Source organism: Brevibacillus sp. SKDU10 (assembly GCF_001645205.1).
GTDB classification, from domain to species: domain Bacteria; phylum Bacillota; class Bacilli; order Brevibacillales; family Brevibacillaceae; genus Brevibacillus_B; species Brevibacillus_B halotolerans.
Genome location: NZ_LSSO01000090.1, coordinates 1 through 12,397, shown reverse-complemented (window position 1 = coordinate 12,397; position 12,397 = coordinate 1). Strand labels below are relative to the sequence as shown.

The following is a 12,397-nucleotide window of genomic DNA, read 5'->3' as shown; positions in this document are numbered from 1 at the left end:
AAGTTGGTGTTTTAGCATGATTTTTTTAGTTGGATGTAAACTTTTGATTTAACAACAATCAGAAGCGAAAAACATCCTACACTTTTGTCCCTACTTTTTTCTCAATTAATCGAACGATATTGCTCACGGAGCTAAAATTTATGAGATCAAGTTCATCATTGTCTATGGTGATGTTGAATTCCTCCTCAACGAAGGTCAGCATCTTCATGGCAAATAAAGAGTTGACAAAACCAAGCTCAAAAATATTATCTTCGTCACTAAGTTCAACATGATCATCAAAGATTACAAGGTTTTTTTCTATAAAGTGGCGTATTTTTTCCCGTGCCGTCATTACGCATCCCTCGATTCTGTATCTTTCTTATTTGATCTCTTTTCATAATTTTTACTGATCGAATGCTGGGCAATCATGAGCTGCATAACCTGTGATGTACCTTCGATAATTTCGAGAAGCTTGGCCTCACGGAAGTAGCGTTCTACTGGATATTGGTTGGAAAAACCATTTCCACCATGTGCTTGCACCACATCCGTGGTCACCTCCATTACCATCTTAGAGGAAAAGTATTTCGCCATGGCAGTTTCCATAATCGAATCAGGCTCTTTATTCATTCGCATCTTCCCTGCATGAAGACATAAGGCGCGTGCAGCATGAATTTTTGTGGTCGCATCAGCAATAATTCCCTGCATGAGGTCAAACTCGCACAGCTTTTTCCCAAACTGTGTTCTCCTACGCGAATAAGAGATCATTGCTTCTAATGATGCTTGGGCAATGGCGACGCCTCCCCAAGCGATGTTATAGCGTCCATGATCTAATCCATATGAGGCGATATAGCTAAACCCGCCTCCAATAGGTCCGAGTACATTTTCTGCTGGAACAACCACATCTCTAAATTCAACTTCAGCAATATGCGAGGCCTTACTTGCCAGCAGTCCGGTCATACGAGTAGTTCGTATTCCCTTCGATTCACGCTCCACCAAAAAAGCAGTGACTTGACCTTCCTCTTCATGTGACGCGATGACAAGAAATACATCTGCGATATCAGCGAAGGAAATCCATTTTTTTATCCCTGAAATAATGTACTGATTCCCCTCTTTTCGATAGCATGTCTCTACGCTTCTAGCATCTGTACCAACATTCGGTTCACTGAGTGCAAATGCAGCTATTTTTTTGCCTTGCGTCATTAAGGGAAGCCATTTTTCTTTTTGTTCTTTCGTCCCCCATCTAACAATCGTTTCTCCCACAAGCGAGTTGTGTACCGTGATCAATTCTCGGACGGAATTGCATGATTTTCCTATTTGCTCTATAAACAATCCTAATTGTATTGGATCAAGGCCTAACCCTCCGTACTCTGTAGGAATACTGGGAGTGAGGTATCCTTTCTCTCCCATTTTCTTCCTTAATTCAGAAGGCAACTCTTCGTTTAGCTCATATTCTTTCGCGAATGGACGAATCTCTTCTTGAGCAAAATGCTCCACTTCAGCTAAAATATCAGCTTGCTCCACACTTGTATTCATACCGTCTATCTCCTCTTCATCCGTTTTATTATCTCTTTTTAAGAGCATGATTTACTTTTACGTAGATATAGGGTGGAAACGGCTGAATCATAGACAAATCATTTTTAAATACAACATGTCCGTCGTCATCAGACGAAATTTCTTGGAAGTTAGCGAAGCGGTAAGTGGCATACATCATGCGGTTCCGGTCTGTCTTTTGGAAGTCCGCCAGCAAAATTTTTCCTTCCTCCTTGGCCTCTTGCATAATATGGCTAAGCAGCACTGTACCGACCCCTCTAGACATCACCCGGCAAGACATTAGAAGAAGTTTGACATGCCACGCTTCCTCCGTTATTTCCACTAGTGCCAGTCCAATTTTGCCGTATGAACCATATTTATCTGTTAGCTCACATACCACCAATTTATATTTTTCGTTTGTACGAAAAGCATTTAATTCATCATAATCATAGGTTATCCCTGTTGAGTTCAACTGATTGGTTCGAACCGTTAGCTCCTCGGCACGCTTTAAATCCTCTTCTTGTGCCTCTGAGATGATAAACTTCATTTCAAGAGATGCAAGAAAAGATTCCTGGGGGCCGACAAAGGCTTGTTCTTCCTGATTACGTTTCATATCTTCCATGTACATATGTCGACGTCTTTTCGAATCCTCAGTGATAAACTTTGGCTTGAGACGAGGATGATCCAATAGATTCGTATATTCAGTCTCACTCATGCAGGTAACCTCTGGATGAACGCTGCGTACTTCATCACGTTCAAACGGTTGATCGTCAATAAATAACAGGGTATCCATGCCAACGTTTATCTCTTTCTGGATCACAGATATATTGGCTGATTTCGCATTCCAATTGATCTGAGGATAGAGAAAATATTCAGCTATGCCAAACTCTCGAAGCTTATCGTATGCTAAATCAAAATTATTCTTACTTGCAATCGAATGAAGAATGCCTCGTGAATCCAATTCTGTAATAATCTCCACAATTCCGGGACGAAGCTGAACATCCGGCGATTCTAACAAAACCCCCTCCCAAATCGTATTGTCCAGGTCCCAAATCACGCACTTGATTTCTTTCTTCATGATTTTCCCTCTTTTCGTATCCGATATCTTCATCAATCAGAACCTATTTTCAAAATAGGCGGGGCTAGTGGAACCAATCCCATGTAAGAAGCATTTCTTGTGTTTCTACCTCAACAATGGGTCACTCACTATTCATTACAATCAAATTTGGGTTACAAGACGTGCTCTTACAATCTGTGAAGATACCATAAAAAGTAAAACCTTCGTTGCACATAATATAACGCAGCCGAGTATACCAATAATTCGATCACTTCTGTAAACTCATCCAAAATTAGTTAATACATTCTAAAAATATTGGATAATATTTAATAGTATTCCAAATATATCAAATAAGTTAAAATTATACTATATAAATAGAGTTCATTTTAGAAAAAAATTACCTTTTTTTTACATAAAAATCGATCATTTACTATTCATTCTCTTGTCGTCTGTTTGATTTGCAAGTTGTTTTAATATTCATAAACTATTTTTTACTTGTTAAAAACTTGTTAGAGGACTTATCAAAGTTGCCCATTACTCCAATCTATCGGGATACATGGCAGTATTACATTTTAGTAGATGAGTACCAAAAGCGATCCTGGCTACAAATAATTGCAATTTCAACAGATTATAAAAGAGCGATATGGAAGTAATTCTCACCAATCGCTCTTTTATATTAAGGACTAAATATGATTTGTTGCGGCAAATTAACTTTTTGCTTATTTGCTTAATGGATAATTGAACTAGGAGATTCTAATACACATGCTGGTACAGCAAAGGTTAAAACGGCAACCGCCACTATACGAAGGGAATCGTTTTTCAACGTATAGTCATTAACACATTGTACCTTCTAAGTAACCATATATTATATTAATTTACATAAAATTACAATTAAAATTTTGTATTAAACGTACGATAAACAAGCTTAGTAAAATCTCTTCTTAAATCGGTTAATCGTTAGACCTGAATTTTCTCAACCTTTCGTTCCTGGTTACGTACGAAAGGCTAAAAAATATATCAAGCAATACGAAAGTAGCCATCCGTAATCAGATGGCTACTTTCATATTTATCACTTCTTATGCTTCCCTATTCGAGATTTCCCTTGCAGTTAGTTCTATAGGAGTACACCTAATTACACCGATTTACTCTCCACCCTATACAAGCAAAAAATAGCCGGTTTTCTCCACATGAAAGTGGTAAACCCGCTTTTCTTATCAATCATTATCAACTACGTTGTCTTTTACATTAAGCAAATTTCCTTATCTGTTACATTGCTCGAAGGATACTTTTTGTTCCTCATTTTTTTCGGCCTGAGAGCTAATTACTAAAAATAGCAATGGTAATAATAGTAGAAAGATTGCGGACAAACAAGTTACTACTTTTATGTCGAATCTTTCGTTTGGACAAGATAAGAGTGTAATGCATGTTGACTGTGTGCATACTGTGTATTATTATAATATACAGTTAGAATAACAAGGAGTACACTCATGAAAATTATTATTCAAAATAATTCTGGTCAACCATTATATCAGCAAATAAAGGATCAAATTAAATCGGCTATTCTTCGTGAAGAATTAAAGGCAGGAGAACAGCTTCCTTCCATTCGTTCATTAGCAAATGATCTCCAGGTTAGTGTACTTACAACCAAAAGAGTCTATGAGGAGTTAGAAAAGGAAGGGTTTGTTGTAACACAAGCAGGTAGAGGCTCATTCGTGGCATCAGAAAATGTAGATATATTAATGGAAACGAAAAAGCACCTAGTAGAAAAAAAATTATCAGAGGTATGGCATATGGCAAAAAACCTAGGGATTCAGAAAGAAGAACTATATGCCATGATGGATATACTTTTTGAAGAGGATGAGGAACAATGAAAAATGTTTTAGAAGTGAATCATTTATCCAAGAAATTAGACAGTTTTAGTTTGGATCATATTAATTTTTCTTTACAAGAAAATTGTATTACTGGATTTATTGGCACGAATGGATCAGGGAAAACTAGTACGATAAAAACAATACTCGGACTCTATAAAAAGGATTCAGGAGTTATACGCTTTAACGGACAAGAAATAGAAAAACATGAACAACAAATAAAAAATCGGATTGGAATAGTCTTGGATGAGGGTTATTTCTATGAGGAAATGACATTAAAAGAAATGAAAAGTATAATAGCCCCTGCTTATAGTAACTGGGATGAATCAGTATTTTCCCAGTATATCAATCGATTTCAATTAAAATTAGATCAAAAAATTTCTCATCTATCAAAAGGAATGCGCATGAAGTTTGCCATTACCTTGGCTCTTTCTCATCATGCCGATTTATTAATCATGGACGAACCAACAAGTGGCCTAGACCCACTCGTTCGAAGTGAGCTAATGGAGATCCTGTTAGAATTTATGAAAGAGGAAGGAAAAAGTGTATTTTTTTCTACTCATATAACCTCTGACTTAGAGAAGATTGCTGACGTTCTTATCCTCATTGATAATGGTCGAATCATATTAAATGAGAGTAAGGATGAACTATTAGACCGCCATGCCTTAATCAAGGGCGACAATCATTTGATTAATCAGCATACGGAAAAATTATTCTTAAAGCTGCGCCAAACAGCATACGGATTTGAAGGAATTACAGATAACCCGGAAGCGATTCTAGAACAGATGAATGGTGTCATCGTAGAGAGACCATCTATCGAAAATGTAATGCTAGCTTATATAGGAGGACATAAAAATGGTTTTGAATCTTGTTAAAAAGGATTTAATTCTTGCCAAAAAATATATCATCCCCATGCTCATTTTTGCAGTTATTGGCCCCATCTATATCTATTCGAAGCTAGAATTTAGTGGAGGTAGCTTTATAAGCTTTCTAATCACTGTGATATTCGCAGAATTTATTCTATTTAATATGGTTTCCATGTCAGAAGAAAAATATAAAGGTGCTGTTCTGCTATGCACTACCCCTTATACACGTAATGGCATCATTAAGGGAAAATACCTATTGGTTCTTTTGATCTTTATGAGCTGCTTTTTACTGTATAACCTAGCAGCAGTACTTGGAGCATCTATTGGCTTGGAGCTGCTAACCCCTTTGACTTTCGGGATAGCCTTATTGATCGTTTCTATTTCCTTTGGAATATTCATACCTATTCAGATTAAATTAGGTTATGAGAAAACAAGATATATCTCATTCTTTACAATCTTTCTAACACCTTTTGTACTTCCTACTATTTTAAAATGGATACAATCTTCAAACCTATCCTGGCATTTTTCTTTGACCGAAGTAATCCCTGGCATAATCATAGATTGGCTTCCATTAGGTATTGCCTTATTCATTGGTTTCCTATCTATGTACATCTCTTTAAATATTTATGCGCAAAAAAATCTATAGGAATATAAGATTGCAGCAGTTTACAGTTGATGCACGCAATTGGAAAGCTATTATATTTTCAAAAGCAGATTACAACACATGCCACGTTTGTAATCTGCTTATTTTTTCACAGCTTATAGATTATTCAGTATTTCTTTTACAATTTCATCTAGAGGAAGCTGACCATCAACGATATAGTCCGCATCAGGTTTCACCTTATTTTCCATCATCTTGTATGCCTTTCTTCCCATCTCCAAATATAGTTCGTAATCATCTATGACATCATTTATCGAATCCATCGGCTCACGAAGGAACCTTCTTGCCATCGCTATATCTAATGGTGTATCGATATAAAAGGAGTGATTTATCAATTCCTTCATCTGCTTATTAAGATAGGAAAAAGGATAGTCTACAATAATATATTGCAAATTAGATTCATGTAATAGCGATTTGATGTCTTTTACGATTGGCTCAACATTCCAATCATCATAACTTGCACTTTCTTCTACCCATGTACCAATATCACTTGGTCCTTGAATGTCATAATCATCGAAATGAATGGTTCTAGCATTATTAAGTTTACTAGCTACATTTTTTGCAACGGTTGTCTTACCTCCACCCGACACAGCCGCAATGGTTATTACTATTGGTTTCTGTTTCATTTTTCCTCCTTAGGATGGCTCGTTTTGTTGACAGACCTAATAGTTAGTCTTCGATTAACATCAGAATACTCTTTACTAGCCTAAAAAGAGCAATCCAAATAATATGGAAACATACCCCTATATCGATAGGGATAAAAATGGTGCCCCAAGTCCTATTACTGATATCTTTGTCTATCCAGAAGTAATAACTCTAAACGTTACAAATCTTATAAATCTTGCGATAGACGCACCATATCTATGCACTGTATGCCATTTTCAAATATCGGTTCGTCATAATGTCTGATAAAAAAGTCCTTATCAATATGAGTTATTCTAAATCCACATTTTTGATAAAGTGCTAATTGAACAACACTTGAATTACCCGTTCCAATTTCAATCGTTTTATAATGATTCAATCTTGCACTTTCAATGGCATGTAGAACTAGTTGTTTTCCATATCCTTTCCCATGCAGTTCTTCATCAACCGCGACATTGACAAGCTCTACTGTTTCTGGACGAGTTGGGATAAGCACATATGCACCGATAATTCGTCCATCCTGTTCCATAATATAGCATTGCCCTCTCGCTACATATTCCTTCACAAGCCTCTCAGATGGGTCTGCCAACAACAGTAATTCCATCGGTAAATCCTCAGTTTCATGTATCATTCTAATCTCCATTTTTTCACCTCTTGCAGAATAATTTTGTATGTATCAATAATTATTTCAGAAATATTTTACATCAATTCGTTACAAATAGATATTCTAGGTTGAACCTTAAAAGGAAGAAAAGGCTGCGATTTGCAACCTTGTTTCTATCGGATAAGATCAATTATATTTACTAGGAATAAATACCCTCTCTAAACAATTTTATTGGTTGGTGCTGAGAAAAAAGCTTTCCTAATCCCAAATGGATTTATGTATGTAATGGCAATTAAGCTTAAACTAAGTAAGAAAGGTACTACGTAGCAATGGCTGTTAACCAAACTATTATATCGCTCAAGAGGGGTAAAATAAATTGCGACAATAAGACTCATCAGAGCTAATGTAACTGTAGTAGCTTTATTATCATTTTAAATCCTATAAATAGAGATATAATTGGCAGTTAACAGCTAGATGCTTAATATAAGCAACGCGTGAGAAATTCTTTCTTCATAATAATGAATGAAAATTCTCTGCAAAGCTACAGCTAGATTAAAACCTCTGCTCTCACACGAAGAGTTGTCTTTTCAGTATTATGATGAGGAATTTATTACCGAAAGCTTAACACTAGTGTTTCTAAAATCAAGCGTAGACTCTAATTTGAGCTATATTCTTCTAATAAATGCTCTTCAATCATATCTATATTCCTTTTACTTTTTGCATAATTAATTATATGCTCTCTTATGTTTGGATACAGGATTATATGCTGTAATTCAGAAAGCGGTATCCATTTTACATCGGTTTGATTCTGATCAGGATGAACAGGCATTTTCGGTGTAAAACCATCTTTTATTGTACATTCAAACATTAGACCTAACGAATGTGTTGATCCATATTTATTAGAATTTAGATGAGGGGCATATTCATAAGCAAATGCTAGTGAACCCACTTCTGCATCAATTGACGCTTCCTCTTTCGCTTCTCTTTGCACGGCTTCTATAATGGTTTCATTAGGTTCCACTCTGCCTGCTGGTAAATTATAATGAAGTCCATTTTCATCATGAAATTCAATTAACAGGATTGAATCAATTTCTAGAATAACTGCTCCCGCTCTTACCCTAATATGATAAGCAACTAGTATCTCCCACCTTTTAAAAAATTGATAGTCTCTCATTTTACATTATTTTAGAGTCCTTTGTCTCGTTACTAGGAGAATATTTTAAGGCAATGAAACAAGGAAAAAAGACGGTTGAGGTTCGATTAAACGATGAAAAAAGAAGAAAAATCAAAGTTGGCGATACTATTGCATTCATGAAAGTCCCTGAGAAAGATGAAACAATAAATGTTCAAGTTACAGAACTCAGACAATACGATACGTTTCAAGCAATGTATGAGGATATTCCATTTCAAGCTTTTGATTGTGAAGGCTGGACAATGCAAGAAATGCTAGAAGGAACTTATGAAATCTATTCTCCACAACAAGAAGAACAATGGGGAGCCTTGGCTATTACAATTAAGTACTAAACCCAAACGAAAAGTAAGCTAACGGGTGCCCTTACTTGCAGAAGTCAGAAAAAGGTCGATTCCTCGTGTACAGGAAATCGACCCTTTTTTGTTTTGACGAAACGAAAGCACCTGTTCGTTCAATAAAATTTTTCGTTTCTACATGTACATAGAAAACGTTCTACACCTGGATACTTTTCACCCAAGCTCGTTACCTCGAAACCGTAATTTCGATAAAAATCCACTGCATCATGATCCGTCTCAGCATAAATCACTGAATATGTATCAGAGACATAGTTAATCATCTTGCTGCCAATACCTTTACCTCTTTGGCCTGAAGATACCGCAATATGTTTAATTTCACACTCTTTATCACTGATCATTTCAATTCCAATACAACCAACAATTTCCCCTTCAAGCTCAAAACTATACAATTTTCGGTTTAGCAATTCTAAATATTTCTGGTATTCTTGCCCAACCTTAAACTCTGATGTGGCAAAGGACAAAAGCTTCCTTATAGATGGATGAATCGTTTCTGTATGAACTTCTTTCATAAATATCACCTTTAGCTATTCCTCTTTAATAGAGCATTCTTTCCTTACGCAGCATTTCTTTTTATCAAAAACTCTATTTTCGTTACATTTAAATACATTTTTCCTTGTCATCCAATTTCTATCTTAATATAAATATCCATTTCAAAACAGTGCCACCACGAGCGGTTATGATAGGATGCCAATATCGTTTTTTACGGATTTCGAATCTTTCAATCGTTTTGAATTACTAAGGAAGATTCTACTTTATATCCCGATTGGAATTCTGATTCCTTTGTTATTTATCTCGATAAATAATATGCTAAGAATTTTGTATTTACTCTAACCCTTAGCCTTTTAATGAATTCAATGATATTAGTAATTCGGGCTGGCTTTTTTGATATTGATAATCTCATCCTTAATGTAATAGGTGGTGTAATAGGATTCGTATTTGTTAAAGGTTGGTTTTCGCTTATAGCAATTTTATTTAAACCTATGGAATCTAAAAAAAGCCGACTGCAACTCTAAGCAATCGGCTTGTTCTTCATTTATGAGGTTTTTTGATTTGAGAGATCATTTTTTTTTCTGTTTCTCTGGTAATAGTTCAGCTTCTATATTGACAACGATCTTACCATTTAAAACTATACCTTTCACATTTATAATTTTATAAGAAGAATCTCTTTTCAATAATAACTCTAACCAGCTATTATCCATGTAAATTGCAGGAGTCCCTTTTGGGAGTTTCATTTGTATAAGAATTGATTCCTGATTTCCACCTAAAGGAACACTATTAAGAGCTAGTGATGTGCTAATAAACCCTTTATCCGTTTTTATTTTGCCTTCTAGTTTCTTTAATTTATTAATGGCGTCGTGATTAACATTTCCATCCTTAGTGAATAAAGACCCCGCTGGGAGAGCAAATTCCCTCTCATCCGTTCTTCGATATACAATAAGATCATTAGGAAGCTTTGCTTCTTCTTTTTTAAAGAGACTGTCGATCCCATGAATGAACAGATCAATATCAGAAATTCCCGGATGTTTGTCGACCCCTCGTAAAATCCTATTTAACATTGGGCCATATGCTACATAACCATCCATAAATTTTTTGTCTTCTTTTGTCACTACAGTATCCGATAGTTTTATTTTAGCTCCAAATTCCTTAGCAGCATCTATATCACCTTGAAAGTCTAAGGGAGTTGTTTGTTTTTCCATTAATGGAGTATTGGTTTCATTAAATCCTTTTTTGCTCATGTCATTCATATATCTAAACATTTCCGGTGCATAAGCTTGTAAAACAGGTTGATAACTAGGTTCATAATAATACGCAAAGGCCTGTGCAAACACTTCTCGAAAGTCATTGATGTGTTCTTTCACATATGCGGTATCATACTCACCTTCATGAGGAGGTACATGTGAAAGAAGTAAAGCACTTGCATCTTCGTCTGCCTTTGCTTGATGTACAGCATCTAAAAAACTTTCATTTACAAAAGCACTTTCTCCTAACGTGTCACGAGCGATTGCTTTTCCTATCTCATAATATATCTCTTTGCTTTTGGTGTGACTTTCTGAATACTCTTCTGTATGTATAATCACAGTTGGATTTTTACCACCTATTGAAAATACAAAGTGAGAATCTACAGAAACCTCTTTTCCTTCGCTATCTTTTATGTTTTTGTCTTTTTCACTGAGTCCTTTGACTATAGGATTTTCCGCGATACTATTTTCGGTCAGATGAATTCTCCCTCCCACCTTTTCATACATTTCCAATATTTCAGGCGAAAGTTTGTTTAATAGTGCTTGGGTATCTTCTAAGCGTTGCTCATCCTCCTTGTTACCTTCTGTTTTTACAATTCCTTTTATGACTTCCTTCATTCTTTCTTCTCTGGCTTTTTTCTCTCGCTCTTTCTTTTCTTTATCTTCTTTGTCTTTTTTTTCTTTATCCTCTTTCTTTTTATCTTCTACATCATGTGATCCATTTGCCGCATGAGCAATATAGGAGAACGCTGGTGAAGTGGCTGTTAAGGCAAATATCATAGCAGTTGTACTCAGAACTTGCCGCATTTTATGTCTGTGTAGCATTTAAATTCCTCCTTACAGTAGTGGCCCCCCGAAAGCAGTAGAGTCTTTTGTAAATCCATCGAAGAATAGAACGCTCGTTTCTCAGATTCATCGACAAAGAAAGAAAACAGACCTCTTTTTTAGTAAATCTAATATGTGATTACTATGTAAAAGAGGGCTATTTTTGACATCTATGGGATAGCGGGAGATTCAGACACTACCTTCATGTTTATTTCGTTGTACATACGTAGATTGACAACCTAATTTGCTTCCACTTGTTCTAATTTCCATTTTTGATTATCAGTGCCTTTGTAATCACGCACCTGAATGTTGGACCCGTTTGAAGTGCCTGAACCATCTACATCCAACACTTTAGTCGGATCTTTCTTGTTTTTTAAGATATAGAAATCATTACCTAGCAATTCAGGAATCCAAAAATGTTCGGGTTTCCCTTCAAACGTTGCAGCAAATACATTAGTGGAATCCTGATAAGCATTCCAAGCCATAATTTTATCGTTATTTTCTAAGCTTCGAATCACATAGGCTTGTTGAGAGTCATCATATTTCAATTTCCATTTTTGATTACTTCCATCGTTCGTTTCCCACACTGTGATATTATTATCGCTTCTATTCCAATCAACTAGACTTGTATTCTTTAATGCTGTATTTATTTGATAGGTTCCATCCTCAATTACTTTGTTGGGTACTAAAGTGCCATTTTCATTAAAATAATACTTTTTCCCATTTATCGTTTGCCAGCCAGTTTGCAGCACATCATATTTATAGTAATTGTCTTCCCCATCTATTTCCCAGCTAGATAACCCTTCATTAACACCAGGTTCATCCTTCTTCGGTGAAATTAGTATATTCATTCGAGCATGCAGTTGGACGTCATAGATATTTTTTGTTTTCAGATCTTCTAATTGTTTTTCTATATTATCAGCAGTTTCTTCATCAAACACCAATCTAAAATCATCTATACTCGTATTGTTGTAATATAATTTTCCTTCCTTGTCCTCAAAACCAAAAGCTAATTGGAGCGCTTCTCCTAATGTAATATCTGGCTTCGTTTGTTCGGTGTAGTCGTCAGGATCAACAG

General features: G+C 35.7%; 13 protein-coding genes. 4 read left to right on the top strand and 9 right to left on the bottom strand.

Annotated features, from left to right (window positions below; genetic code table 11):
* Positions 1-76: 76 nt before the first annotated feature.
* Genes AYJ08_RS05530 through AYJ08_RS05520 form a run of 3 tightly spaced genes read right to left on the bottom strand, consistent with a single transcriptional unit; the run spans position 77 to position 2,587 of the window.
* Positions 77-331 carry an acyl carrier protein gene (locus AYJ08_RS05530; protein ID WP_064016897.1) on the bottom strand — a complete coding sequence of 85 codons (255 nt, stop codon included), beginning with the start codon at positions 329-331 and terminating at the stop codon, positions 77-79.
* Positions 331-1,512, bottom strand: a complete 1,182-nt coding sequence (locus tag AYJ08_RS05525; protein WP_064016896.1) for an acyl-CoA dehydrogenase family protein — start codon at positions 1,510-1,512, stop codon at positions 331-333. The genes AYJ08_RS05530 and AYJ08_RS05525 overlap by 1 nt, the downstream gene beginning before the upstream one ends.
* 28 nt (positions 1,513-1,540) lie before the next feature.
* The gene (locus AYJ08_RS05520; RefSeq protein ID WP_064016895.1) at positions 1,541-2,587 is read right to left on the bottom strand and encodes an HAD-IIIC family phosphatase; all 1,047 of its coding nucleotides are present in this window, start codon (positions 2,585-2,587) and stop codon (positions 1,541-1,543) included.
* Between the two features lie 1,466 nt (positions 2,588-4,053).
* On the opposite strand from AYJ08_RS05520, the gene AYJ08_RS05515 reads away from it, so the two are divergent.
* The 3 genes from AYJ08_RS05515 to AYJ08_RS05505 are packed head-to-tail and all read left to right on the top strand — an operon-like array spanning position 4,054 to position 5,946.
* Complete coding sequence (locus AYJ08_RS05515; protein ID WP_064016894.1) at positions 4,054-4,437, top strand: GntR family transcriptional regulator; 384 nt, start codon at positions 4,054-4,056, stop codon at positions 4,435-4,437.
* Complete coding sequence (locus AYJ08_RS05510; RefSeq protein ID WP_064016893.1) at positions 4,434-5,309, top strand: ABC transporter ATP-binding protein; 876 nt, start codon at positions 4,434-4,436, stop codon at positions 5,307-5,309. Before AYJ08_RS05515 ends, AYJ08_RS05510 begins: the two co-directional genes overlap by 4 nt.
* Positions 5,290-5,946, top strand: a complete 657-nt coding sequence (locus tag AYJ08_RS05505) for an ABC-2 transporter permease (RefSeq protein ID WP_064016892.1) — start codon at positions 5,290-5,292, stop codon at positions 5,944-5,946. Before AYJ08_RS05510 ends, AYJ08_RS05505 begins: the two co-directional genes overlap by 20 nt.
* A 113-nt stretch (positions 5,947-6,059) precedes the next feature.
* Here the strand turns inward: AYJ08_RS05505 and AYJ08_RS05500 are convergent, their stop codons facing one another.
* The 3 genes from AYJ08_RS05500 to AYJ08_RS05490 all read right to left on the bottom strand — a co-directional run bounded on the left by AYJ08_RS05500 (position 6,060) and on the right by AYJ08_RS05490 (position 8,381).
* Positions 6,060-6,587 (bottom strand): nucleoside/nucleotide kinase family protein, encoded by a 528-nt coding sequence (locus AYJ08_RS05500; RefSeq protein WP_064016891.1) that lies wholly within the window; start codon positions 6,585-6,587, stop codon positions 6,060-6,062.
* A 206-nt stretch (positions 6,588-6,793) separates the two neighbouring features.
* The gene (locus AYJ08_RS05495; protein ID WP_064016890.1) at positions 6,794-7,246 is read right to left on the bottom strand and encodes a GNAT family N-acetyltransferase; all 453 of its coding nucleotides are present in this window, start codon (positions 7,244-7,246) and stop codon (positions 6,794-6,796) included.
* Positions 7,247-7,862: 616 nt separating this feature from the next.
* Positions 7,863-8,381 (bottom strand): NUDIX domain-containing protein, encoded by a 519-nt coding sequence (locus AYJ08_RS05490; protein ID WP_064016889.1) that lies wholly within the window; start codon positions 8,379-8,381, stop codon positions 7,863-7,865.
* On the opposite strand from AYJ08_RS05490, the gene AYJ08_RS05485 reads away from it, so the two are divergent.
* On the top strand, positions 8,366-8,731 hold the full coding sequence (locus tag AYJ08_RS05485; RefSeq protein WP_369799665.1) for an ASCH domain-containing protein: 366 nt from the start codon (positions 8,366-8,368) through the stop codon (positions 8,729-8,731). The two genes, AYJ08_RS05490 and AYJ08_RS05485, sit on opposite strands and share 16 nt — an antisense overlap.
* Before the next feature lie 119 nt (positions 8,732-8,850).
* Here AYJ08_RS05485 and AYJ08_RS05480 read toward each other — a convergent pair whose 3' ends face one another.
* The 3 genes from AYJ08_RS05480 to AYJ08_RS05470 form a co-directional block, all read right to left on the bottom strand.
* On the bottom strand, positions 8,851-9,264 hold the full coding sequence (locus AYJ08_RS05480) for a GNAT family N-acetyltransferase (RefSeq protein ID WP_064016887.1): 414 nt from the start codon (positions 9,262-9,264) through the stop codon (positions 8,851-8,853).
* A gap of 549 nt (positions 9,265-9,813) precedes the next feature.
* A complete protein-coding gene (locus AYJ08_RS05475; protein WP_064016886.1) occupies positions 9,814-11,319 on the bottom strand; it encodes an anthrax toxin lethal factor-related metalloendopeptidase in 1,506 nt (501 codons plus the stop codon).
* Positions 11,320-11,558: 239 nt separating this feature from the next.
* Positions 11,559-12,397 (bottom strand): RICIN domain-containing protein (locus AYJ08_RS05470; protein WP_197490593.1); only part of this gene is annotated, 839 nt, incomplete at its 5' end.

Bases quoted from the DNA above. Each gene is read 5' to 3' on its own strand.
- AYJ08_RS05530 (WP_064016897.1), bottom strand. From the start codon at position 331: ATGACGGCACGGGAAAAAATACGCCACTTTATAGAAAAAAACCTTGTA.
- AYJ08_RS05525 (WP_064016896.1), bottom strand. From the start codon at position 1,512: ATGAATACAAGTGTGGAGCAAGCTGATATTTTAGCTGAAGTGGAGCAT.
- AYJ08_RS05520 (WP_064016895.1), bottom strand. From the start codon at position 2,587: ATGAAGAAAGAAATCAAGTGCGTGATTTGGGACCTGGACAATACGATT.
- AYJ08_RS05515 (WP_064016894.1), top strand. From the start codon at position 4,054: ATGAAAATTATTATTCAAAATAATTCTGGTCAACCATTATATCAGCAA.
- AYJ08_RS05510 (WP_064016893.1), top strand. From the start codon at position 4,434: ATGAAAAATGTTTTAGAAGTGAATCATTTATCCAAGAAATTAGACAGT.
- AYJ08_RS05505 (WP_064016892.1), top strand. From the start codon at position 5,290: ATGGTTTTGAATCTTGTTAAAAAGGATTTAATTCTTGCCAAAAAATAT.
- AYJ08_RS05500 (WP_064016891.1), bottom strand. From the start codon at position 6,587: ATGAAACAGAAACCAATAGTAATAACCATTGCGGCTGTGTCGGGTGGA.
- AYJ08_RS05495 (WP_064016890.1), bottom strand. From the start codon at position 7,246: ATGGAGATTAGAATGATACATGAAACTGAGGATTTACCGATGGAATTA.
- AYJ08_RS05490 (WP_064016889.1), bottom strand. From the start codon at position 8,381: ATGAGAGACTATCAATTTTTTAAAAGGTGGGAGATACTAGTTGCTTAT.
- AYJ08_RS05480 (WP_064016887.1), bottom strand. From the start codon at position 9,264: ATGAAAGAAGTTCATACAGAAACGATTCATCCATCTATAAGGAAGCTT.
- AYJ08_RS05475 (WP_064016886.1), bottom strand. From the start codon at position 11,319: ATGCTACACAGACATAAAATGCGGCAAGTTCTGAGTACAACTGCTATG.